Here is a 23853-nt window from a genome sequence, read left to right on the forward strand (position 1 = left end):
ATCGACAAGGTTGTCGCTTTAAGAAAGGCCCACGCCGACGGTGCGAAGTACGCCGGGCTTGATGTCTATACCGGCGAGATCGTGGATATGCGTGAGGCCGGGGTCATCGAGCCGCAGCGCGTGAAGACTCAGGCCATCAAGAGCGCAACCGAGACGGCGATGCTCCTTATCCGTGTCGACGACATGATGATCACCCAGTCCGAAAAGAAGGGCGCAGCGGGAGCAAAGTAAGTCATCCACGCGAGGAGGTGACGAATATCTCGACTTCACCTCCTCAATCCCTTTACCTGTGGAAGGCATTGTCTGCTAGAATATCAGCGCTGTATCCGGATTAAGCCCGAAGGAGAGGAGGGCAGTCACATATGTATTGGGCAGCCCTGGTAGACCAGCACTGTACACCGTCCCGGATAAAGGTGAATCAGCAGAGCATGCCTCGATACCATTATAGCCGCAGAAGGTAAATACTATAGGCCGGTTTTGTGCCGAGGTAGTCTAGTCCGGGAAGGCGGTGGCCTCGAAAGCCACTGGTGTTCGTCACCTCGGGAGTTCAAATCTCCCCCTCGGCGTTTTGGTCCAGATATCCGAATCGAAGCCCTTGGAACTTCTGCAGGCCTTCTGGTGTAGCCCGGGTTGCAGATCGCCAGAGACCGATCTTAGCCATTGAAGCCATTTTTCAAAAAATAGTTGCCCGAAAATTCAGAACCGTTGCAGTCCCGGAATCTCCAAAAGTGATATCTATATATAGCATAGTACCAGAGGCTTACAGTGCCCGTTGCCCTGGGCTTCCACACACCAGCCTGTGGTGGTTTCCAGTGTACCCCTGCTTTGATGAACTGGATGATGCTATCGTAATCTTTAACCAGGACAACACCGTCGCACAGTTGAACCTATCGTTTCAGAACCTCTTCGGCATCAGGAGCGAAGCAGTCCGCAACATAAAGGCCGATACACTCGTTACCCGCCACCTTACGCAATTCTTCAAGGATGATGAATCCGCCCGCAGGGTGCTCGACGCTATCGAGCGCAGGGAGGAGGTGCTGTGTGAGATCATTCAGATGCGGACTGCACGCGGGGACCTGCGCTGGTTCTCCAACTCACTCCGGGTTATGACCGGCGAGCCGTATGCCGGAATGATGCTCGCCCGTTTCCGGGACATCACCCTCGAGCGCGAGGAGATGATGCGGAGCGCGGCAGGCATGCAGACTCCGGTCAGGATCGGGCCGGCTTATACCGCGATCGGGGATCTGGTGCCGTACGGCATCTGGATATGTGAGCCTGACGGGACTGCGCTCTACATCTCCCCCTCATTCCTCAACCTGGTGGGGAAGACTATCGAGGAATGCCGGCAATCCGGGTGGGTGGAGAGCATACCACTTGAGGATGCGGCAGCGGCACGCGCCGCCTGGAAGCACTGCCTGGATACCGGAACACTCTGGGACCGCGAACTCAGGATCCGAGACCCAGAGGGCGGTCTTCACACCATTCTCTCCCGCGGGGCCCCTATCCAGAACGAGAGCGGGGAGATCCTCCTCTGGGCCGGGATCAACCTCGACAACACCGCAAGAAAATACGCCGAAGACCTCTCCGCCGTCCGGGTTGCACAGCAGGCGGCGATCGCGGAACTCGGCCAGATCGCCCTTGCAGACGCAGGACCCTGCGAACTGATGAATGCCGTGGTTCGGATGGTTGCAGGGCACCTAGGGGTCGAGTACGCGAATGTGCTGCGATATCTTCCCGACGAGGAGGCGTTCGTGCTCGAGGCAACGGTAGGATTCGAGGTATGCGACGTCGGTACGAGGAGAGTTGAAGGGGGCACCTCTTCTCAGGCCGGCTACACGCTTCTCTCCCGCGAGCCGGTGATCGTTGAGGATCTCAGGACCGAGACGCGTTTTTCCGGCTCGGCGCTCCTCCAGAACGAAGGTATCAGGAGCGGAATCAGCGTTATCATCCTGGGTGACAGAGGGCCATACGGGGTGCTCGGGGCTCACACGCGGATGCAGCGGAGATTCACCCGGGATGATATCAACTTCGTCCAGGCGGCAGCAAATATTCTGGCACAGAGGCTCAAACGGAGAGCGGCCGAAGAAGCGCTCAAAATGAGTGAGCAGAAGTTCCGCATGATTGCGGAGCGTAGCTCCGATTTAATCTACACCTGCTACCATGATGGCGGGATCACGTATATGTCCCCGTCCGTAAAGCGCATTCTCGGCTACCCTCCCGAAGAGTTCATCGGCCGCAGGTGCCGTGATTATGTCAACCCCTTATCGTTGCATGCCTGGGAAGAAGGGAGGAAGAGAGTCGCCCGGGGCGAGCAGGTCGAGGGGCTCGAGGTCGAGTTCCGCCGCAAAGACGGGACAGCAGCGTTTATTGAACTGAACATCTCTCCAATCCTGGAGCAGGGGAGAGTGGTCGGCGTCCAGGCGGTGGGTAGAGATATCACCGAGCGCAGGCAGTACGAGCAACTCAGACAGCAGGCGTTCCTGCAGATCGAGCGGAACATCGAGCAGTTCGCCGTCCTCGGCATCATATTCGCCAGCCCCTCCAGGTGATTCTCGGGAGAGCTGAACTTCTGGGCGATGAGGAGGCTGCGAGAGTCATCCGTGAACAGGTCAAACGGATCAACGAGTACATCACGCAGCTGGACCGGGGATGGGTGGAGTCCCGGAAGGTCCGCAAGTTCCTCCGGCGGCACGATAAGGATTGAGACTTAATCTTTGACCAGAGCAGGGACCTGCCTCTTTTGGTATAAGAGAGGTCTGATTGGGGAAGTGGAGTATTCTGGCATACATGAGCCAGGCGACTCACGGGGACAGGGTACCGTCCCGACCACGCCCGTCTGCGCCCCACGGGAATGGGTGGCCCTACCCCGGGGAGATCCTGTATATAGATGAGACTTGCGGATGGCCGACAACTGGTTTTATGCGATAGTCACAGAAACAACTAGTACGAGTATGAGTATGCCGGGTTACACGACAGAAGACTCATCGATACGCCTCATGAGCGGTACAATCCCCGCTGGCCTGCTCGCCGCCGTGCGGGAAAAACGGCCGCTCGTCCACCACATCACAAACAGCGTCACGATCAACGACTGCGCAAACATCACGATCTGCATCGGGGCCGCTCCGGTTATGGCCGAGGCGCCTGAGGAGGTCGCCGAGATGGTTGCTGCCGCCGGAGCTCTCGTCTTAAACATCGGAACACTCTCCGCTGAGCAGGTCGAGGCCATGCTGATTGCCGGACGCCGGGCAAACGAACTCGGGATCCCGGTCGTCCTCGACCCTGTCGGTGCTGGGGCGACCCGGTTCAGGACAGAGACCGCCCGACGGCTCCTCGATGCACTCGATATCGCCGTTCTGAAAGGGAACGCCGGGGAGATCGGGGTCCTCGCCGGAGCCGGCGGGAGCGTCCGGGGAGTCGATTCCTGCGGGGTCGCGGGGGACCTCGTCGAGGCGGCAGTAGAGTGCGCCCGGACGACCGGGACCGTGGTGGCGATGACGGGAGAGATTGATGTCGTCACCGATGGCAAACGAGTCTTCCTGGTCAGAAACGGCGATCCGGCAATGGACCGGCTATCCGGAACAGGGTGCATGGCGGCATCGGTCACCGGGGCGTTCGCCGCCGTCGCCGACGACTACGCGGTCTCGTCGGCCTCGGCACTCGCGGCGCTTGGCCGTGCCGGGGAGCGGGCTGCGGCCGGGGCGCGTGGTCCTTACTCGTTCCGGACGGCGTTCTTCGACGAACTTGCCGGTCTCTCGCTCGATGATCTCTCCAGGCACGCACGGATCGAGGAGCGGTAATGGTATACGACCTCTACGTGATCACCGACGAGAAGATAGGAAACGGGCGCTCCCACACAGAACTTGCCCGACAAGCGGTCGCCGGCGGCGCGGATGTGATCCAGTTACGCGATAAAAATCTCTCCGGCCGTGACCTCCTCGACACAGCCGTTGCGATCCGCGATATCACCCAAGATACGGGAGCGCTCTTTATCGTGAACGACCGCCTGGACGTGGCTCTCGCCGCCGGCGCGGACGGGGTCCACCTCGGGGAGAGCGATCTCCCAATCAGGTATGCTCGGCGGCTTGCCCCGCCGGGATTCATCATCGGTGCCTCGGTCAGCTCCGTCGCGACAGCAGTCCGGGCATGGGAAGAGGGGGCAGACTACGTGGCGCTCAGTCCAACGTTTGCGACCGGATCGAAGGACGACGCCGGACCGGGGCACGGACTTTCGACACTTGCGGCGGTCCGGGCCGCGGTTCCCCTCCCCCTCATTGCGATCGGCGGGATCAACGCCGGAAACGTCGCCGAGGTCATCGCCGCGGGGGCGGACGGGGTTGCGGTGATATCGGCGGTCGTCGGAGAGGACGACGTCACCGCCGCCGCACGCGACCTCCGTGACCGGATCGCAACGGCGAAGGCAAGGGTGCGGTAGTCTTTCAAGAGCCTTAAAGTGCGGGCGTCCGCTGGTGGAAGGCCGCCTTCCACCGGCCCCGATCCTGGACATAGACGGACGATACGAAGAGCCTCTGCTCCCCAAAGGAGACGGTGTAGACGAGGACGGCGCTCCCCTCCCCGAGAGGCACGACTTTTGGGTCCGCGATGGCGTACTTCGGGAATTCGTTTGGGTTCTCTGCGAGGTCGCGGAGAAGCCCCTCCCGATCCAGGATGCCCCAGGGGCTGACGACAAGGGCCTCCGGGGCGAGATAATCGCGGTAAAACGCCACATCCCGGAGATCGGCAGCTTTCCAGGCTTGCTTCTCGAGATCCAGCAGAACAGGTAAGAGATCGTTCATAGAGCGTATGCTGACGTACGGGAAGATAATAACTCTTGCCCGGTCACAAACCCTCTTTGTCAGGGCGCGAGAGAATACTACCCATGACCGGTATCACATTCACCCCCATCGGCACCGTCCACTCTCCCTTCCGCGACCCCCGCGATATGCCCATCCAGAGCATCGGCGCACGGGGCGTCCGTGGGACGGTCGAACTCGACCCCGCCTACGCCCCGGGTTTAAAGGACCTTACAGGGTTTTCCCGGATCATCCTCCTCTACCACTTCCACCGCACGGAAGGCTACGCGCTCGAGGTGGTCCCGTTCCTCGACAAGGTCCCGCACGGTGTCTTTGCAACCCGGGCACCCCGCCGGCCGAACGCGATTGGGCTTTCGATCCTCAAACTCGTCGCCGTCGAGGGTCCGACGCTCACCGTCGAGGACGTGGATATCCTGGACGGCACCCCGGTCCTGGACATCAAGCCCTACGTCCCGGCGTTTGACGCCTTCCCCAATGAACGGGCCGGATGGCTGGCCAGATCCATGGAAGACGCCCGCACCGTACGCTCGGACGATCGATTCTGCTGACCGGAAGAGCCAGAGCATTTATCCGGGTTCCAGGCACAGGGGCAGACCGATGGAAATCAACGAGATCCAGGAAGAGTTTGGCTTCGCCGTCGCGGAGACGGGTCTTGCCACCCGGTTCGGGATACCTGCCGATGCCCTCATCCCGCTCCTCTTCTCTCTCCGCTACGGCGGAGACTGGAGTTACGCATCCGATACGATAAAATCGCTCTCGGCAGTGACAAAGACGACGGTCTATGACGATGCGAGCAAGACCGGCTACTCTCTCGAAGAGATCTACCTCTTCATCAATCCGGTCCTCCTGCACCGGGAGGGAACCGTCCACCGGCTCGAGAAGTGCGGCAACTCTCCTCTCCGGATGCTTGTCGCACGCCCCTACCGGGTGCGCCTCGGCTCAGACCGGGTGATAAAGATGACCGTCCACCCGACCGAGCGGACAATCCGGACCGAAGACCTTGATACCACAGAGATGGTCTTCTCGGGCTCGACCGCCTACGGGATCGACCACGAGATGGAACACCTTGCCGGACGGGAGATCCGCGGGGAGGGACTCCGGGTCTTTCGGTGGAATAGTTGAGAGCCACTCCTCGCGGCTTTGCGTTCTCAAACGCTGGAATTTTGCCGGGCCGGTCTGAAAACCAGCCCATTATGCCTTCTTAAACCGGCTCTTCTCTGCACCGCACCGGGAACACGTCCAGGTCTCGGGCAGGTCTCCAAACTCTGTGCGAGGCCCGATCCCGCGGCCCGGCTCACCGGCCCTGGGATTGTAGACGTAACCGCAGAGTCCGCACCGGTATGATTCCATCATCTCATCACCTCACCGCCCCGACCGACCGCGATCTTACCTGGGGCACGGCCACCCATATATCTCCGGAGGGATAAGTACTCCGGTCAAAAGATCCAGGGATAAAGTCCCCGTAGAAAAACCCGTCAAGGACGGGCGGCACCGTCTCCTAGACGATTCGGCGTCGGATGCAATGAAACAACAGACGAACTCGCCTCCTGGAAGAGATCACCCGTTAAAGTCAAAGAGATCTGGAGATGAACCCGAGGCCGTCGGATTCCGGCGAAGGGGATCGATACGCAAACCTGCGCAGATCGCCAAAAAAAGAAGACAGGACCTTTACAACTTCTTAAACCGGCTCTTCCCCGCACCGCACCGTGGGCATTTCCAGGTCTCGGGCAGATCTTCAAACGCCGTTCCGGCCTTGATACCGTGGTCGAAATCGCCGATTGCAGGATTGTAGATATAGCCGCACAGAGTACATTGATACGAATCCACTACTTGTTCACCTCTCTATCCCAACCAATCACGAGGATGATAGGGCACAACGAGCATTATACTCAATGCACAATAAGCGCTCCGGTCACGAGACCGGGAAATGAAGTTCTTTTCCGGTGCGGCCATCGAGGAGGAGTGAGCGTTCGGCGTGGTCCGACGCGAGCACAATTCGGTAGACCGGGTAATAGATCGTCTCGAACCCGACGATCTCCGCCGTCGGCTCGAGGCCTTTGAGGATCGTCCGGAGCGATTCTTTCGTGACGTTCGCCTCCGGGGGATCGCCCCGGAGCGGCTCCATCGGGGGCTCTGACCCGGGACGGAGAGAAGAGAGCGCGGGGACCTCATCTGCGAGCAGTGGGACATAGATCTTTGTATCGCCCACCGTTTTTACCTCCGTGATGAGTTTCATCTTCTCAAGGCTCTTTACCGCCTTCTTCACCACATCGGGCGGGAGATGGGTCTCCGCCTCGATCTCGACCAGCGTCGAGCCGCCGTTTGCTAGCCCGGTGACGATCCTCACCGCGGCCTCATCGAGCCCCAGGAGCTCCGAGAACCCCGGCCTGACCTTCAGCCCACGGTCAATCTCGACGATGCACCCAGTATGTCCATCGATGACAAACGAGGCCGTCTTTGTCGATTTTTTGATGAATCCGCCGATGTAGCGAATCTCCACCCGGTGAAGCGGCCGATAAACCCGCTCTCCGGAGACGACCCTCTCTTCCGGCTCTAAGAAGAGGAGGCGGCGCTTCCGTCGTGCCATCGCAATATCAAGCGCCTCCTCGCGAAGCAACACCGGAACCACGGCATTCCCTGAAGGAGGATGATCATCTTTGCCTGCGGCGAGCGGCTCGACCGGCCCGATACCGGGGCTCGCCCACGGTTCGAGAGGCTTTGCGGGAACGAGCCTTGGAGTCAGCCCCCGGTGCTCGCAGAGCCGCTCGCGAAAGCGCATCTTCGTCTTCTCTCGAACAAGTTTTCCCATCACGAAGAACTCCCCGGGCTCGAGATCCGCAAGTTCCCCGGCCTCTTTGCGGGATGAGAAGAAGAGCCTGACAGCGTTGAGATCGTTCTCGATCGAGAGTTTTCCAAGGATCTGGCTATTACACTGCGAGAGAACGTTCTTTGTCACAAGGGAGGGGCGCTGGGTCGCGACCAGGAGGCCAAGCCCGCGCTTGCGCCCCCGGCGGGAGATCTCCTCGATCTTCTTTAGAGACTCGCCGGACTGCGGGATGAACTTGTCCGCCTCTTCGACAATCAAGAGGTACGGCTGCCGTAACTCGCTCTCGAGGTCATAGAGAATATTGGCGAGGTGAGCAACCTTTCCTTGCATATCGGTCTCCGAGACATCGAAGATCACTGCGGTCCGTGAACAGATCGCCTCCCGCATCAGTTCGCGGAGGTTTGCCCGCTCAATATCCACATCACATCCATCTCCGGACCCGATCCAGAGGAGGGGAAACAGATCCTTGAGCGAGGAGTACTCCCCCTCCGTATCGATGAGACAGAAACCCACCCGGGCCAGCAGAAGCTGCTCACAGAGGACTGCAATCCCCCAGCTCTTCCCGGCGCCCGACTGCGCGATGATACAGGTCCTTCCGGTCACCAGCTCCTGGGCATCGATGGCGATCTCCCGGTCGCCGGCCATCCCGATTACGAGGTCCATCCGTTAAGGAGATCACAGGGTCTTTGGAGTTTTAACACTTACTCTCTTCACCGGAGAGTTTTATTTTTAAAATTGTTGAATATTCAAGGCTTTTTGTTCCTATAAAGCGAGAGAAAGACACCGATTGCCGAGAGGACCGCGAAGGCAAGGAAGATCAGCCGCACGCTCAGCAGGAATTCTGGATATATCGCAGGCGTGACGGCGGTCGCCCCCATGATGATTGCAAAGACCACGAGGACCGCCCCCATGCTCAGCATCATGCCAAGCGACCGCATCATTGCCGTCATCGCCGATGCGCACCCGTAGTCCCGCTTCGTGACGGAACCCATGATGGCGGTGGTGTTCGGGGACGAAAAAAGCCCAACCCCAACACCCATGAGGATCAGGAGGGCGAGGATCACAGCTATCGGCGTAGTCTCCCCGAGCAGGAAGAAGCCGAAGAGTGCCGCACCCGATATCCCCATCCCCACCGAGGCAACGTGTCCGGGCGATATCCGGTCGGCGAGACGGCCTGAGACCGGGGCAACGAAGGCCTGGACGATCGGCTGGACCAGGAGCATGGTGCCAGCGGTGACGGGATCGTAGCCCCGTATGTACTGGAGGTAGAGAGAGAGGAGGAACCCGACCGCGTAGGTGGCGCTGTAGTTGATCAGGGCGGCGGCGTTTGAGGCCGCAAAGATCCGGTTCTCCATGATGAGGGGGACCGGGAGGAGGGGGCAGGGCTGGCGCCGCTCTACCCGGAAGAAGGCCACTCCCAGCAGGAGGGCCGCGACAAGGAGGGCAAGGCCGGCCGGGGTGGTCACCGAGGCCAGGCCCAGGAAGAGGCAGAGGATCAGGGCCGAGGAGAGGACCAGCCCGGGGGCATCGAAGTGCTCCTGCTGCCGCTCGTTTAAGAACGCCGGGAACCTTCCAGCGTAGACGAGCGCCGGAACGGCAAGCAGCGAGGTCAGGATGAAGATGCTCCGCCAGCCGAAGAACTGGGTCAGAACGCCCCCGAGGAACGGCCCGAGCGAGAGCCCGGCGTAGACGGCGGTGACGTTGAGGCCTATGGCAGCGCCCCGCTCGCCCGGCGGGTAGAGCTGCGTGATCAGGGCCACGCTGTTTGCGTAGATCAGGGCGCCGCCGACCCCCTGCACGAAGCGGAAGACGAGGAGGAGATCGAGCGAGGGGGTGAAGATGGTGAGGAGGGAACCCGCGGTATAGATGACGGCACCAAGCAAAAAGACCGTGACCCTCCCACGGGTGTCACCGAACCGCCCTGCCGGGAGGAGGAAGATGACCGTCGCGAGGAGGTAGGCGCTGGAGATCCAGGCGAGTGTTGTGGCATCCGCAGAGAACTCGCTCCCGATGGCCGGGAGGGCAAGGTTGATTGCCGAACCCGTGAACGGGTTGAGGAACGTAACAATTGTGACCAATAATAGGATGAATCCCCGCGAATATGTCTGCCCATCGCCCTGCCGCATTCTTGTCACTCATCTCACCAGGTTCCCGATCTGCACCCGGGGCCTATGCTGCAAAAATATTTGTGTTCGCGAGAGATAAGGGCACTGCTGCGGCCCAACCATGCAGTACAATTAATGAGATTACTCTTCTAAGTCCTCCGGGAACATGCCCAATCATTCCCCTGATGACCGGCGGGATCTGCGTGACCTCTCGATCCGGCTCATCCTACTCCTTGGCATCGTAAGCCTCTGCGGGAGCCTGATCTCAAACGGCGCACGGAGTGTCACGGGGCCCTACATTCTCCTCCTTGGAGGAAGTGCGGCGGTCGTCGGGCTGGTTGCCGGGTTTGGTGAGTTCATAGGATATGCGCTCCGGTCTGCGACCGGTGCCTACGTTGACCAGAGTCGTCGTTACTGGAACGTGGCGATGGGTGGCTACGGTCTGCTCGCCGTAATCCCGCTTCTTGCGTTCGTCCATCAGTGGGAGGCTGCAGCCCTCCTCATCATCGCCGAGCGGATCGGAAAAGCCATCAGGACGCCGGCACGGGATACGATCCTCTCCCACGCGACAACGGCAATAGGGAGAGGGTGGGGATTCGGGGTTCATAAGGCGCTCGATCAGGTCGGCGCCGTCATAGGGCCCCTCGTCATGGCCGCCGCACTCGCCGCTACCGGCGGCTACGCTCCGGGTTTTCTCCTGCTCGGGATCCCGCTTGCCGGTGTTGCAGTAATACTCTTCTTCGCACGATCGTCTGTGCCGAGACCGGGACGCCTGGAGGCAGACGGGGGAACCAGAGTGACCGGAGACGATCTGCCCGGGGTCATGCCCTACGCGACGTTCATCTTCCTCGGCATGGCTGGGTTTGCCAACTTCCCGCTCATCTCCTTTCACTTAAAGGCCCAATCGGTCATCCCCGACGCCGCCATCCCCCTCTATTACGCCTCAGCGATGATGGTCTCGGTCGTTGTCGCCCTGCTCATCGGGCGGGTCTTCGATCGTCTCGGCACCCATGTCCTCCTCACCATCCCGGTCTTCAGCATTTCAACGGTCCTGCTCGCCTTCTCACCCACGCCGGGCACGGCACTCGCCGGATCACTCGTCTGGGGGGCGGGGATCGGGATCTTTGAGACGGTTCTCCGGGCATCGATCGCAGAGTCCACCGCGGCGGCCCGGAGGGGACAGGTCTACGGCGTCATGAGCGCGATTTTCGGGACCGCATGGTTCGTAGGAAGCGCCGTGATGGGCGTTCTCTATGATGTATCCCTCGAGCATATCGTCGCGTACGTCGTCATTGTCGAGATTGCAGCGCTGGTCGCCTACCTCTGGATCTACCGCTCCCGGATCGCAGTCAAGTTCCAGGAAGGGATCGGGAACCTCATCCCGTAGGTCGCCGGCGCTCCACCATCCACGCCTTCAGCGCTCCACCGACGGCACCGCCGATGGCGCCGAGGATCCCGAAGTAGAGAGCGAGAAGAAAGAGAAGAACGGTGATCCCGAGGCCGATGAGTGTGCCGATAGGACCAAGGAGCGCCGTCCCCCCCACGACGGCAATAACCGAGAAGATCGCAGCGACGATGAGCCCGTCGAGGAGCCCGCCGAGGGCCCCCCTGACCGCCCCGGGCGGGCCGAGGTAGCCGCCGATGATCCCTCCGACGATCGGGCCTGCTACCGGGAAGAAGGGGCTGATGAAGAGCATGAAGATAAACCCCACGAGCGCCGATATCCAGAAAGATCCCTGCTCAGCCAACTAGGGCCTCCCGGGTTGAGAAGAGCCGGGGAGGAGAGGCCTCCCCGGAATTTGTCCAACTACCATCTCACCGCCGGATCGCCCCGGCAATGGCCCCGCCGATCAGCGAGAGGATGCCCTGGTAGATGAACGCCATCACGACGATGACGAGCGATGTCCCGAGGCCCGCGATGAACCCGAATGCTCCCAGGAGTACGGTACCACCGATAAGGAGCAGTATCGCAATGACGATGGCACCGAGGATGCCGGCAAACAGCCCGGCCTTTGCTCCGGTTCCTATCCCGCGCCCGGCCATCCACCCGGCAACAAACCCCCCTACCAGCGGTCCAATGACCGGCAGCAGGAAGCCGAGGATGAGTCCAACGAGCCACCCGACGATGACGCCCATCCAGAAGTTATTAGCCATACTCTTCCACCTCCGCCGGAAATTTGGGGATGATGTATATAAACATTGGGGTTATGAGTCGGTTATCGATGTATCAGTGTTCCTGCACGCCCGGAGAGGGCAAGTGAAGCCTGTTCAAGCGATGCAATGATTGCACGCTCTCCGCCGGCCTCAAGGAAGTCGATGGCCGACTCGATCTTCGGCCCCATGCTCCCCGGCGGGAACTGCCCCGCCGCGAGGTGATCGCGTGCCTCGGCAACCGTCATCTCGTGGATATCCTGCTGCCCGGGCCTTCCGTAATTTACGGCGACACGCTCGACGTCGGTGAGAATCAGGAGATCTATTGCGCCAACGAGCCGTGCGAGGAGGGCTGCAGTATAATCTTTGTCCACCACCGCCTCGACGCCCCGAAGCATGCTCCCGGGCTTTGCGACCACCGGGACGCCCCCGCCGCCTGCGGCGATCACGATCACGCCGGCCAAAAAGAGCCGGAGAATCGCCTCTCCTTCCATGAGGGCGATCGGACGCGGAGAGGGGACCACACGACGGTAACCCTGCCTCGGGATCTGCACCATCCGCCAGCCCATCTCTTCCTGAAGCCGTCTAGCCTGCATAGCGGTGTAAAACGGACCGATGGGCTTTGTCGGATTCTCAAACGCCGGGTCGTCCCCGGCAACAAGGGTCTGGGTGAGCACGGTCGCGACCGGGCAGCCGATGCCGGCCGCAGTGAGGGCTTCCTGCATCGACTGCTGGAGAAGGTAGCCGATCATCCCCTGACTCTCCGCCCCGCAGACATCAAGCGGCATCGGCGGAAGAACGTCCTTCGCCATCTCGTTTTTGAGGAGGATATCTCCGACTTGAGGGCCGTTCCCGTGGGTGATGACGACGGCATACCCCTCACCCACGATCCCGGCGATCTCGTGAGAGGCGCGCCTGACGTTCGCAGCCTGCTCCTCAGCGGTTCCCGTCTCCCGGTGACGGAGAATGGCGTTCCCGCCAAGCGCAATCACCACACCTCTCTTGCCCATCCCCTTCACCCCCGCTCCAATGTACAGGTCATGCAATGGGGGCCGCCGTAGCCTCCCGTCAGGTTCACGAGGTGAAGCGGGCAGACTTCGATGCCGTGTCGGGAGAACTCCGCCTTGTGCGGGAAGAACCGTCCTTCGTTCTGTATCCGGCGGTAATCATCCTCCGCGTGGGAAAGGAGCCGCCCGTAGCGCTCCGGGTCGCGCGCGGCCTTCTCCGCCAGGTTGGAGAGCACCGTCCGCATCACCCGCTCCCCCTCCACCGCAAGGATACTCCCGTCGCGGATGCAGAGGATGTTTGCGGCGTAGGAGAGCTGCTCCAGGATCGAGAGATCGATGACCGAGAAATCCTTCGATCGGATATAATCATAGAGGTTCGTCGTCTCGCCCGAGACCTCGTAGCCAGTGCCCGTCCGGTGGTAGACCTCGACCTGCGCCCGCTGGAGGAGGACATTAGAGCCGATCACGACGCCGCTCCCTGCGACGTTGAAGTAGGTATCAAGGTGCATATCGACCATCGGATCGGGACGGTCGCTCGGGATGAGCGGGTGGCCCGGCTGATGGACGACGCCGACCTCGTCGAAGATCGGGACGAAGTCGAGGAACTGGCTTACCCCGGCACGGTTCGTCCGGTCCCCGGTGCCGAGAAGGGCGAACTCCCCCATCGGCATGAAATCGCCGCCCTCAAACGTCCCCGGTTCTTCGATCGTCCCGGCGATCGGGATGCCGAGGATCTCCCAGAGGAGCCTGGTAATATCGGGCTCTCGAGCCCGCTGCCGTTTTGCCGGTCGGGCGACGACGAGGCCGCAATCGGTCATCGCCTGCTGATCCCGCATGAAGTATAGGTTCGCGAGCGGTTCCTGCCCCGGGATCCGGACGTCCACCCCGCCGTGGGGGTGCCCCCATCCGACCTCGATGATCGGGTTCAAGAGGAGAAGTGTGAAGAAATGCAGCGAGTCCAGAGCGGCGGCGTTCTGCTCCATGCTCCGGCGGGCCTCCGAAACCTCTCTCCTCCCCCCCTTGAGAGTGACGGTCCCATATGCCCGGTCGACAAGCCGCCGGCGTACCGCAGGGTCACGGTCGGCGGCATCGAGGATCGTCTCTTTGAGGTGCAGGACGCGGACACCGAAATCCTCGCGGAGGGTCTGCACGAGGATATCATGCTCCCTACGCGCCTCATAGCGGCTGAATGCCCGCTCGTAGAGCGCTGCATACGGCTCAAGCAACCCAAAGAACATCTCGATCCCGGGACGGTGGACGGCCACCGTCCGAAGCGGCTCCCATTCCGCTCGCACACCCACTACCACCTCACTCACCACCTTCGCCGGGAAGCGACAGCGTAGTACGCAATCATCACCCCGATCGCTGTTGCAGCCGCAAGGACCCAGTTTCACTCTCCCGCCGATGATGAAGCTGATCCCGGTGAAGACTGCCAGCGCCAGCAAGCCGTAAAGGATAACTTTTGCGTATCGGTTCATCTCAGGGGACTCTCTCGCTCGCGAATGGATAAACCTGCCGCGAACAAGACCCATGAGCCGGGTTGGAGATCTGTCCGAACCAGAGAGCGGCGGCTCAAAGCAGCAACCCGCCGTACTTGCGGCCATCAGTCTGATTCCCGGGCAACTTTACCCCTGCAGCAACCCCATGCCGGCTGATTACAACCCGAGAACGTCCAGCACCCAAAGACCGAACAGGATCATCCCCACCCGCAGTTTCCCGACGAGGTTATTCCCCTCAATCGTGACGGTACCGTTCCTCATCGCAGCCCGGAAGGCATCAAACGGCTGATCTGAATGCATGACGCTCTCGACCGTCGAGGAATCGGTCGTTACCGTGGCGATGGGATTTGATCGGCTTTTTGCGTCGAACTGGACGACCTTGCGGTCATGGAAGGTGATCCCGATGACCAGCACACCGTCCGGTGAGTTGACGTGGAGGTTGACCTCTTCGTTCGCGAACGGCCCGGTCACCCATCCCGGCAGCCGGTCTGCGTAGCCGTTGTAGGTCAGGGTATACTCACGCATCGCAAAGAGGAGATTGACCTCCGCCTGGCTCAGATCGGCATTCTCGATCACAAGCCCGCCTGCCGGCACGACAGAGACCAGAACTGCGAAGAGGAGGCAAAAGACCGCCCAAAAAGACCGGATCACCACAGCCCTCCCGCCAGATCCTTACCTTCCGGCACGCCGGCTCCAGGAAGGATGCAGTTTGGAGTTCGAGGACTAGAATCGCTGGTATTGGTGAGATAGGGATAGCCGCACATGCCGTATCTGAGAGGGGATGTAGGGGTCCAGGTATTTTATGATATCCATCAGGGTCGGCCGCCGAAAAGTTACGTGGGTGGTTTTGCCGACCTGCCCCTTACCCCGGGATGCAGCGGGAGGGAGAAACCGGAGATCTGATTGATTTCCAGGCCAGGCTGCTCGCATTCCACAGGGAAAGGGAGATATGGTAGCACTCGTATTGGATGGAGAACGCAAGACAATCCCCGGTCCGGGGTGGGGCGGAACGGTGACCGATGGAAGAAGAGAATATCATCGAGGTGCGGGATCTCGAGCATGTTTTCGACGGTTTTGCGGCGGTGCGCGGCATCAGTTTCACCGTCAGGAGAGGTGAGATCTTCTCCTTCCTCGGCCCCAACGGTGCCGGAAAGAGCACCACCATCAACATCCTGACGACGCTGCTCCCTCTCCAGAAGGGGACGGTGAGGGTAGCCGGCTACGACGTCGCACGGGAGCCCTCACGGGTCAGGGAATCCATCGGCATCGTCTTCCAGGACGATGTGCTCGACCGCGATCTCACCGTCTGGGAGACAATGGAGTTCCACGGGCGGCTCTACAGCATCCCCCGTGACGAGCGGCGACGGCGGATCGACGACCTGCTCCGGGTCGTGGAACTCGGCCCAAAGCGAAACGAACAGACGAAGAACCTCTCGGGCGGTATGAAGCGCCGGCTCCAGATCGCCCGGGGGCTGATGACCCGGCCGAAGGTCCTCTTCCTCGACGAGCCGACGCTGGGGCTCGACCCGCAGACACGGATGCGGATATGGGATTACATACGGGAGGTGAACAGAGCAGGAACGACGATATTCCTGACGACGCACTACATGGAGGAGGCCGATATGCTCTCAGACCGGATCAGCATCATCGATAACGGAAAGATCATTGCTTCCGGAACCCCGGAGGAACTGAAGAACGCTCTCGGCGAGGACGTCGTCTATCTTGAGACAAGAGACAACGCAAGGGCCCGGGAGAGCCTTCGAGGGGTCAAGGAGATCCGGTCGATCAAGGAGTCGACCCGGGGGCTCTCGATCACAATCGCGGCCGACGGGAGCCACTGCCTCCCCGGGATCGTCGAGCGGGTCCGCAACGCCGGGATCGAGATATCGAGCGTGAACCTAAAGAAACCGACGATGGATGATGTCTTCGTCCATTACACCGGTAGAGAACTGCGGGACGCCGGAGCGTGAGTGCCATGGGCTGGGAGTTTCTCACCGTCTACTGGCGGGAGATGATCCGGTTCGTCCGGTTCAGGACGCAACTCTTCGCATCGCTTCTCCAGCCGGCACTCTGGATGGCGTTCTTCGGGGTCGCCATGTCGTCGAACATCAACCGATTCACCTCGGCCGTTCCGGCCCCGCCCGGAGTCTTTTCGGTCGATTACCTCACCTTCATGGCCGCCGGCGTGATCGCGATGACAACCCTCTTTACGAGCCTTTTTGGGGGTATCAGCCTCCTCTTTGATAAGAACTGGGGACTGATGCGCGAGATGCTCGCAAGCCCCATGCCCCGGACCCATATCATGATGGGGATCAGTCTCTCGGGGATGACAAAGTCGTTCATCCAGGTGACCATCATCATGATCTTCGGGCTCATCCTCGGGGTGCAGTTCTTCCCGGGATACTCACTCGACGAGATCGCCACCTCGGTCATCGGGATATACGCGTTTGTCGGCGTCTTCTCGCTCGGGTTCCTCCTCTTCTCCTCAAACATCTCAATGCGCCTTGAGACCCCCGAAGGGCTGCAGGGGATCATAACGCTTCTGACGCTACCGATATTCTTCGTCTCGAACGCCCTCTACCCGATCCAGGGATTTCCCGAGATCCTGCAGACGCTCTCGATCCTCAACCCGCTCACCCACCTGGTCCGCGGGATCCGCTACTTTGCTCTCGGGAACGACTTCTTTGCCGTCGGGGCCCACTACTCCTACACCGTAACCGATGCGCTTACATCATTCGCATACCTCGCGATCTTCGCGGCGCTGATGTACATCCTCGCCCGCCGGACGTTTCAGAAGGCGGTAGTTACATGATAGATGGGTGAGTGAGTGTAACTATGCAGAAACCCGCATGTGCAATCCTGACGATGCTGATGCTCATCGCTTCCGCCGCCCTTTCCGGGTGCACCGGGATACCGGATCTTGAGGCGACGGAGGAGTTCAACCGGACGGTCACGGTGGAGCCCGGAAGCGAGGTCGTCGTGATCAACCGCAATGGAGGCGTGACCGTGGACGTTCGGGAGGGGGAGACCGTCACCGTCAGTGCGGTCAAACGGTCCGCCTACGGCCAGACGGAGCTTGACAAAGTCCAGATTGTGGTGACAGAGGGCGATCCCCTCCGGATCGAGACGGTGCACACCGCACAAGACCCGCAGGTGAACGTGGACTGCACGATCCATCTGCCGCCGGCGACCGTCCTTCTGCGGGCCGAGAGTTCGAACGGCCCGATCGATCTTGCCGGGGCAAGGGTGAACGGAACGGAGCTTTTGACCTCAAACGGCCCCATACGGGTCGACGGCGCTCCCGGAGGCGATATTACAGCAGACTCCTCAAACGGGCCGATCGAGGTTCGGGGAGCCGATGGCTACGTCACCGCAAGGACCAGCAATGGCCATATCACGGTGGAGGAGTCCGCTGGGGTCATGGAACTCCGGACATCCAACGGCCCGATCACCGCAAGCATCCCGGCCGTCCGGGGTGATGTAAAGATAACCACCAGCAACGGCGCGATTACGCTTCGGCTCGCGGAGACCCTGGACGCCCGCCTGATTGCCACCACCTCAGGCGGCAGGATCGCGGCAAGCAACCTCCCGCTCCAGCTCGAGGAGTCGTCGGGGACCCGGATCGTGGGCACCCTCGGCGATGGGGGACCAACGATCACCGTCACCACATCGAACGGGGGCATCAACCTGGAAGGGCTCTGACCCCACAACCTTTTACCCGCCCGGGACCTATCTTCGAATACCCAATGAACCGCTCACACCTCCTCTTCTTCACCGTTGCAGGGAGGACCTGTGCACTCCCTCTCGCCGCCGTCCGGCAGGTCGTCGGCATGGCAGCGCTCTCGCCGGAGAGCAGGGATGGAGGAGACGGTACCGTGAACCTGCACGGGGAGACCATCCCGGTCTATCCAGTCCGGGATCTCCTCGGGCTCCCGGGTCGTCCGCCACTCCCGACGGACGTCCTCATCATTACTCATGCCAGGCCGGACTGCATGGCCCTCCGGGTGGATGGGGTGCAGGGAGTGCGGGAGGGGAGCCTCCCCGCCGACGACGGCACGACCTCCCACCCGGGTGTGCACCTGGCCGGTGACGGGACGATTATCATCCATGATCCCGGTGCACTCTGTGCTGCAGAAGAGCGCGAGCGGTTCTCCATACCTCCAGCCGGAGAGGAGACCGCCCCGGGGATAGAGCGCAGAGGTGCAATGGAGGATAAGGAGGACCATGCGGCCGTAACCTCGGACATCCTCACCTTCCGGCTCGCCGGCCGCGAGTACGCCATCGAGACGCGATACATCCGGGAAGTCTTCATCATCCGTGAGATCACGCCGGTGCCCGGGGTGCCCGATTTCATCGCCGGGATCTGTGCCGTAAGAGGAGAGATCATCTCCGTCGTCGACCTTGCCCGGATCCTCTCGATCCCGAAACAGGGGTTGACAGACCTCAACAGGGTCATCGTCCTCTCCGACGGGAAGATGACGTTCGGGATCCTCGCGGACTATATCACGGACATCGGCACCATCTCGAGAGACGACATTGCTCCGGCGGAGCCCGGGATGACGCCGATCGGAGAACAGTATCTCCTGGGTGTTGCAGAAGGCTCACTGATTCTCCTCGATGCGGCGGCAATCCTTGCCGATCCGAGAATGCTGGTTCACCAGACGAGGCAATAGAGTCTCATTCCAGCCATATTTTTAGAGTCAATCACCGGGAAATTTCAGTTTTATATGGAACATTATTTAACCCAGGGTGCGCACCCATCTATTTAGTTATACTGAAGGGAGGAGAGCGGGTATAAAATGTTCACATTTTTTTCGGATATGAAAGTCGGGACAAAGATCCTCGTCATCTGTCTCTTTCTGGCAATCATCCCGACGCTTATGCTTGGCGTGGTAGCGTATACCAGCTCGAGCGGTGTGATTAATGATCAGATCGAGACGCTGCTTGAGACGCAGGTGCATGATGCACGAGGATGGACCAACGACGTCTACAAACTCACACGCAATAAAGTAAACAGCGACCTCAACGTTCTCCGGGAGAACTTCTACGCCCGCGGCACCCCCGAAGTGATCAACGGAAAACTGGCACTGGTAAACGAGAACGGCGACACCTACATCATCAATGACAATTTCGAGATCGTCGATCAGGTCCAGTCCCTGGTCGGTGGAGCGGCGACGGTCTTTCAAGTATACGGCGACCATGCTGTCCGGATATCCACGAACGTCATCGGAACGGACGGTAGTCGCGCTGTCGGGACCGAGTTGACCCAGAACGTCTATGATGTGGTCGTGAAACAGGGAGAGACATATTACGGGAGCAGGGACCTCTTTGGCAAGCGCTACGTCACCGCGTACGAGCCGATAAAAGATAGCAGCGGCAAAATCGTCGGGGTCCTCTTCGTCGGGACGGAGGAAGAGGAGACGCTCGATGTCATCAAAGCGAGCCTCAAGGATACGGTCATCGGCAACAACGGCTATATGTTCGTCATCGACAGCACCGGGCAGGTTCTCGTTCACCCCTCCCTCGAAGGCGAGAACTGGTCCAGCGAAGAGTTCGTGCAGGAGATGTTCCAGAATAAGGTCGGGAACATCCGCCACGAGATCGACGGCGTCGATATGATAGACGCCTACACCTACTACGAGCCGCTCGACTGGTACATTGTCTCACGCGCCTACCTCTCCGATTTCACCGGGCCGATCGATACCATCCGAAATACGATCATCGTTGTCGTCCTCGCATCCATCGCCATCGGTGTCGCGATATCCATCCTCTTTGGCCGGTCGATCTCTGAACCTCTGCAACAGGTCGTGCTGATGCTCAAAGAGCTCCGCAACGGGCATCTCTCCGCCCGGCTCAACATCAAGCGGCAGGACGAAATCGGGGTCATGGCCGCCACGATGGATGAGTTCGCAAGCGATCTCCAGACGAACGTCGTCGGGAACTTAAAAAAGATCGCCCTCGGGGAGTATGTCCCCGAATTTCCGGTCATCGACGAGGGCGATGAGATCCGTCCTGCGCTCGCGATGATGGTCCAGGCGCTCGACCATCTCCATAAGGAGACGATCAAACTTACGGATGCCGCCCGTGCAGGAGACCTCTCGATCCGCGGTGATGAAAGAGCATTCCGCGGCGGTTACCGGAGGATTATCGCCGGGTTCAATAAGACTCTCGAATCGATAACCGAGCCCGTGAACGAGGCGATGCGGCTTGCCAGGTACTACGCTTCGGGGGACTTTACAGCCCGGTTCGACGAGAAGATCCCGGTTGCCGGCGAGTTCGTCGCCTACCGCGACGCACTCAATACCATCGGGATCGAGCTCTCCCGGCTGATGAAGTTGATCAGTGAGGAGCTCTACGAAGGAATTTCGGTCCTATCGCTTGCATCGAACGAGATCCTGGCGGTCACGAATCAACTCTCCGCGGCCAGTTCACAGACGGCGGCAACGGTGAACGAGACCTCGGATGCCGTCGAGAACGTCAGAAAGAAGACCGAACTCGTGAACCTGAAGGCAAAAATGGTCTCCGAGAAGGCAATCCGGGCGCTCGACGTCTCAAAGGACGGTCAGAAATCGGTCCGGGAGATTCTGGACGGTATGAACCGGATCCAGCAGCAGATGGATATCATCCGGGCAAACGTAATCCGGCTCTCGGAGCAGAGCCAGGCGGTCGGCGAGATCATTGCAACGGTGACCGATATCTCCGAGCAGTCCAACCTGCTCGCGGTAAACGCCTCCATCGAAGCTGCAAAGGCCGGAGAGTTCGGGAGAGGGTTTGCGGTCGTCGCAAACGAGATCCATAACCTTGCCGAGCAGTCGAAGAAAGCGACCGCGAATATTCGGGTCATCCTCACCGACATCCAGCGTGGGATCTCCTCGACCGAGGTCTCGACCGAGCAGGGGACCCGATCTGTTGCGAATGCGGTCCGGCTGACGAGCAACGCCCAGGAGGCGATCGAGGTGCTCACCCAATCGATAGCCGACTCCTCAAAGGAGGTCATCGAGATCGCGGCGTCGATCCAGACACAGGCCTCAGAAGTTGACCAGATCTCCCGGGCAATGGAGAAGATCCGCGATGCCGCACAGAAGAACCTTGAGATCACGCATAAGGCAGAAAAGACCGCAGAAGACCTGCACGAACTCGGCGCCCGCTTAAAGAGGATCACCCAGCAGTATCAGGTTTAAAGACAATCATGGCCGGATCGGAAGACACGTTTCGTGCCCGCCTCCTCGAAACATTCCGCGAGGAGGCGGACGAATATCTGGATTCGATTACCGAGGGGCTTATCGAGCTCGAGAAGACCGGACCGACGTCCGAACTGATCGAATCGGTCTACCGCAAGACTCACAGCCTCAAAGGGGCGGCGCGTGCGGTCAACCTCCGCGAGATCGAGTCCATCTGCCAGAACCTCGAGACCGTCTTCGCCCGGATGAAACGGGGCGAGTATATACCCGGGGCAGACGACTTCGACCTCTTTTTCCGGACGCTCGCGGTGGTAAAAGCGCTTCTTTTGGGAGAGAGGCCGCTGGTTCCGCCGGGCGAGATCGTCAAAGCCCTCCGTGCCCTCCCCCTCGAAAAGGAGGGGGTCGGGGGGGCAGATCCAGCCGTCCAGGAGAGTCGCGTTCCCGGCGATGAACCGATCGCGGAGGGAAAGATCAGCGGCACGGTCAGGATTGCGGCCCAGAAACTCGACCGGCTCATCGCCGGAGCCGACGACCTCCTCACGACACGGCTCTTTATTACGCAGCGGATACGGGAACTCGAGGAGATGGTGTCCCGTTTCTCTCTCTGGCAGTGGAACCACACCCAAGCGTTCAACGACCTGCACCTGATCCGCAGGAAGGTCTTCGGTGAAGAGAAAGAGGCGATTCCTCCCGATCTCATCCAGCCGCTCCAGCGCGTGGTCGAGTTCCTGGAGTACAACCGTGAGTTTGTGACCTACCTCCAGTACGATCTCGCAACGCATCTGCGTGCGATGGAGATCGATCGGTCGGCGCTTGAGGCGAGCACCACCGAGATCTCCGACCAGATCCGGGATGCCGCGCTGCTCCCGGCCTCAAACATGCTTGCACCGTTCTCTGCGTTTGTGCGGGAGTTCTCCCGGACATCGGGCAAATTGGTCGATCTTGAGATCGAAGGAGGGGAGATAGAGGTGGACCGACGCATCCTCGACGCCCTCAGAGAGCCCATCATGCATCTCGTACGAAACAGCATCGACCACGGGATCGAAGACCCAAATATCCGGGCCGCGCAGAAGAAACCGATCAAGGGCACCGTCTGGATCCGGGTCTCTCCCCGCTCCGGAAGCAGGGTCGCGATCGAGGTGGCCGACGATGGTGCCGGCATCGACAGCGCCGCGATCCGGCGCACCGCCGTCGAGAACGGGGTGATAACCGAGAGCGAGAGTGCAGCCCTCATCGACAGCGAGGCGATCTGGCTCATCTTCAGATCGGGGATGACGACGAGCCGGATCGTCACCGACCTCTCCGGGAGGGGGCTAGGGCTTGCGATCGTGGAGGACACCGTATCCCGCCTCGGGGGAGAGGTGACGGTCTCCTCGGCGGTCGGGAAGGGGACCACGATCACCCTGACCGTCCCGGTGCGGATGGCCACCCTCCGTGGGCTGCTCGTCCGGTCGGAGAAGCAGATCTACGTCCTTCCCATGCAGCAGGTAAAGCAGGTCCTCAGGGTGCGCTCAAAAGACCTGATCCCGGGCGTAGGCCATCCGAGAGTCAAGATCGGCCTAGAGACGATCGAGGTCTTCCGGCTCACCGATCTCCTGGGGATCCCCTCATCCGATCCTCCGCACGGGAAAACGCTTCAAACGCCCATCGTCGTGATCGCCTACGGAGCAGGGCAGATCGCGTGCATGGTCGACGAGGTGATCCGGGTGCAGGAGATCGTCGTCCGGCCGCTCGGGAGCCAGCTTCGCTCCGTTCGGAGGGTTGAAGGAGCCGTTATCCTCGGTGACGGAACCGTGGCGCTCGTCCTCGACCCGCTTGAACTCATCCAGGACGCGACACAGGCAGAGCGTCCGGCGAGGCGGACGGCACTCCCGGGTGAAGAGAGGCGCCGGATCCTCGTCGTGGAAGACTCGGTCACATCCCGGCTCTTGCTGCAGACGATCCTCGAAGGGGCCGGATATCACGTAGAGACCGCCACAGACGGTATCGATGCACTCGCAAAGCTTAAGCAACATGAGTATGATATGCTCGTTTCAGACGTAGATATGCCCCGGATGGACGGGGTTACGCTCACCAAGAAGATCCGTACCGGGGACCTGCACCTTGCCGACCTCCCGGTGGTGCTGATCACCTCGCTCGACTCGCCTGAAGACCGGGAGCAGGGGCGGGCGGCAGGGGCGGATGCCTACCTGGTCAAGAGCAACTTTGAGAGAGATGATTTCGTCGAGACGATTCACCGCCTGATGCATCGTCGCCGACGGTGGAGATAACG

General features: G+C 60.5%; 24 protein-coding genes and 1 tRNA gene (1 of these 25 cut by a window edge). 15 read left to right on the plus strand and 10 right to left on the minus strand.

Annotated elements, in window-relative coordinates:
* From thsA to thiE, 6 genes are all read left to right on the plus strand, one after another.
* Nucleotides 1-231: the 3' portion of a thermosome subunit alpha gene (gene thsA, locus ACI94_RS07270; RefSeq protein WP_286681268.1), read on the plus strand. The gene continues 1212 nt to the left of window position 1, outside the view; the window shows 231 of its 1443 coding nt (coding positions 1213-1443); its start codon lies beyond the left edge, outside the window; it ends in the stop codon at nucleotides 229-231.
* A 250-nt stretch (nucleotides 232-481) separates the two neighbouring features.
* A tRNA-Ser gene (locus ACI94_RS07275) sits at nucleotides 482-566 on the plus strand.
* Nucleotides 567-812: 246 nt separating this feature from the next.
* A complete protein-coding gene (locus ACI94_RS07280) occupies nucleotides 813-2549 on the plus strand; it encodes a PAS domain S-box protein (protein ID WP_224732820.1) in 1737 nt (578 codons plus the stop codon).
* Nucleotides 2546-2704, plus strand: coding sequence for a hypothetical protein (locus tag ACI94_RS07285; protein ID WP_236707457.1), 159 nt, complete (start codon nucleotides 2546-2548; stop codon nucleotides 2702-2704). The genes ACI94_RS07280 and ACI94_RS07285 overlap by 4 nt, the downstream gene beginning before the upstream one ends.
* 292 nt (nucleotides 2705-2996) lie before the next feature.
* The gene (gene thiM / locus ACI94_RS07290) at nucleotides 2997-3797 is read left to right on the plus strand and encodes a hydroxyethylthiazole kinase (protein WP_066958750.1); all 801 of its coding nucleotides are present in this window, start codon (nucleotides 2997-2999) and stop codon (nucleotides 3795-3797) included.
* Nucleotides 3797-4432: a thiamine phosphate synthase gene (thiE, locus tag ACI94_RS07295; RefSeq protein WP_066958733.1), complete on the plus strand. Its 636-nt coding sequence runs from the start codon at nucleotides 3797-3799 to the stop codon at nucleotides 4430-4432. Before thiM ends, thiE begins: the two co-directional genes overlap by 1 nt.
* 13 nt (nucleotides 4433-4445) lie before the next feature.
* On the opposite strand, the gene ACI94_RS07300 is transcribed toward thiE, so the two are convergent.
* Nucleotides 4446-4793, minus strand: coding sequence for a nuclear transport factor 2 family protein (locus ACI94_RS07300; RefSeq protein ID WP_066958734.1), 348 nt, complete (start codon nucleotides 4791-4793; stop codon nucleotides 4446-4448).
* A gap of 83 nt (nucleotides 4794-4876) precedes the next feature.
* On the opposite strand from ACI94_RS07300, the gene tsaA reads away from it, so the two are divergent.
* The gene (gene tsaA / locus ACI94_RS07305) at nucleotides 4877-5359 is read left to right on the plus strand and encodes a tRNA (N6-threonylcarbamoyladenosine(37)-N6)-methyltransferase TrmO (protein WP_066958735.1); all 483 of its coding nucleotides are present in this window, start codon (nucleotides 4877-4879) and stop codon (nucleotides 5357-5359) included.
* Nucleotides 5360-5408: 49 nt separating this feature from the next.
* Complete coding sequence (locus tag ACI94_RS07310; protein ID WP_066958736.1) at nucleotides 5409-5933, plus strand: RimK/LysX family protein; 525 nt, start codon at nucleotides 5409-5411, stop codon at nucleotides 5931-5933.
* Nucleotides 5934-6002: 69 nt separating this feature from the next.
* Here the strand turns inward: ACI94_RS07310 and ACI94_RS07315 are convergent, their stop codons facing one another.
* The 4 genes from ACI94_RS07315 to ACI94_RS07330 form a co-directional block, all read right to left on the minus strand.
* The gene (locus tag ACI94_RS07315; RefSeq protein ID WP_353743253.1) at nucleotides 6003-6164 is read right to left on the minus strand and encodes a rubredoxin; all 162 of its coding nucleotides are present in this window, start codon (nucleotides 6162-6164) and stop codon (nucleotides 6003-6005) included.
* Between the two features lie 315 nt (nucleotides 6165-6479).
* The gene (locus ACI94_RS07320; RefSeq protein ID WP_083524866.1) at nucleotides 6480-6638 is read right to left on the minus strand and encodes a rubredoxin; all 159 of its coding nucleotides are present in this window, start codon (nucleotides 6636-6638) and stop codon (nucleotides 6480-6482) included.
* Between the two features lie 85 nt (nucleotides 6639-6723).
* Entirely contained in the window at nucleotides 6724-8301 is a 1578-nt protein-coding gene (locus ACI94_RS07325; protein WP_066958737.1) for an ATP-binding protein, read from the minus strand.
* A gap of 83 nt (nucleotides 8302-8384) precedes the next feature.
* The gene (locus ACI94_RS07330; RefSeq protein ID WP_224732819.1) at nucleotides 8385-9716 is read right to left on the minus strand and encodes an MFS transporter; all 1332 of its coding nucleotides are present in this window, start codon (nucleotides 9714-9716) and stop codon (nucleotides 8385-8387) included.
* Nucleotides 9717-9909: 193 nt separating this feature from the next.
* Here ACI94_RS07330 and ACI94_RS07335 point away from each other — a divergent pair, with 193 nt between their 5' ends.
* Entirely contained in the window at nucleotides 9910-11130 is a 1221-nt protein-coding gene (locus ACI94_RS07335) for an MFS transporter (RefSeq protein ID WP_066958739.1), read from the plus strand.
* On the opposite strand, the gene ACI94_RS07340 is transcribed toward ACI94_RS07335, so the two are convergent.
* The 5 genes from ACI94_RS07340 to ACI94_RS07360 form a co-directional block, all read right to left on the minus strand.
* Nucleotides 11120-11491: a DUF5518 domain-containing protein gene (locus tag ACI94_RS07340; RefSeq protein ID WP_150468743.1), complete on the minus strand. Its 372-nt coding sequence runs from the start codon at nucleotides 11489-11491 to the stop codon at nucleotides 11120-11122. The two genes, ACI94_RS07335 and ACI94_RS07340, sit on opposite strands and share 11 nt — an antisense overlap.
* 67 nt (nucleotides 11492-11558) lie before the next feature.
* Nucleotides 11559-11897 carry a DUF5518 domain-containing protein gene (locus ACI94_RS07345; protein ID WP_066958741.1) on the minus strand — a complete coding sequence of 113 codons (339 nt, stop codon included), beginning with the start codon at nucleotides 11895-11897 and terminating at the stop codon, nucleotides 11559-11561.
* A 62-nt stretch (nucleotides 11898-11959) separates the two neighbouring features.
* A complete protein-coding gene (gene arcC / locus ACI94_RS07350; protein WP_066958742.1) occupies nucleotides 11960-12904 on the minus strand; it encodes a carbamate kinase in 945 nt (314 codons plus the stop codon).
* Nucleotides 12905-12909: 5 nt separating this feature from the next.
* Nucleotides 12910-14379 (minus strand): arginine deiminase family protein, encoded by a 1470-nt coding sequence (locus ACI94_RS07355; RefSeq protein ID WP_273259266.1) that lies wholly within the window; start codon nucleotides 14377-14379, stop codon nucleotides 12910-12912.
* Between the two features lie 177 nt (nucleotides 14380-14556).
* Nucleotides 14557-15051, minus strand: coding sequence for a hypothetical protein (locus ACI94_RS07360; RefSeq protein WP_066958753.1), 495 nt, complete (start codon nucleotides 15049-15051; stop codon nucleotides 14557-14559).
* A 368-nt stretch (nucleotides 15052-15419) separates the two neighbouring features.
* On the opposite strand from ACI94_RS07360, the gene ACI94_RS07365 reads away from it, so the two are divergent.
* The 6 genes from ACI94_RS07365 (at nucleotide 15420) to ACI94_RS07390 (ending at nucleotide 23851) form a co-directional block, all read left to right on the plus strand.
* On the plus strand, nucleotides 15420-16370 hold the full coding sequence (locus ACI94_RS07365) for an ATP-binding cassette domain-containing protein (RefSeq protein WP_066958743.1): 951 nt from the start codon (nucleotides 15420-15422) through the stop codon (nucleotides 16368-16370).
* A 5-nt stretch (nucleotides 16371-16375) separates the two neighbouring features.
* Nucleotides 16376-17212 carry an ABC transporter permease gene (locus tag ACI94_RS07370; RefSeq protein WP_066958744.1) on the plus strand — a complete coding sequence of 279 codons (837 nt, stop codon included), beginning with the start codon at nucleotides 16376-16378 and terminating at the stop codon, nucleotides 17210-17212.
* 23 nt (nucleotides 17213-17235) lie between these two features.
* Nucleotides 17236-18102, plus strand: a complete 867-nt coding sequence (locus tag ACI94_RS07375) for a DUF4097 family beta strand repeat-containing protein (protein ID WP_066958745.1) — start codon at nucleotides 17236-17238, stop codon at nucleotides 18100-18102.
* Between the two features lie 44 nt (nucleotides 18103-18146).
* On the plus strand, nucleotides 18147-19073 hold the full coding sequence (locus tag ACI94_RS07380; protein ID WP_066958746.1) for a chemotaxis protein CheW: 927 nt from the start codon (nucleotides 18147-18149) through the stop codon (nucleotides 19071-19073).
* Nucleotides 19074-19199: 126 nt separating this feature from the next.
* Nucleotides 19200-21581 (plus strand): methyl-accepting chemotaxis protein, encoded by a 2382-nt coding sequence (locus tag ACI94_RS07385; protein ID WP_286681269.1) that lies wholly within the window; start codon nucleotides 19200-19202, stop codon nucleotides 21579-21581.
* A gap of 8 nt (nucleotides 21582-21589) precedes the next feature.
* On the plus strand, nucleotides 21590-23851 hold the full coding sequence (locus tag ACI94_RS07390) for a response regulator (RefSeq protein WP_066958152.1): 2262 nt from the start codon (nucleotides 21590-21592) through the stop codon (nucleotides 23849-23851).
* The last annotated feature ends 2 nt before the right edge of the window (nucleotides 23852-23853 follow it).

Source organism: Methanoculleus sp. DTU007 (genome assembly GCF_001512385.1).
GTDB classification, from domain to species: Archaea; Halobacteriota; Methanomicrobia; order Methanomicrobiales; family Methanoculleaceae; genus Methanoculleus; species Methanoculleus thermophilus.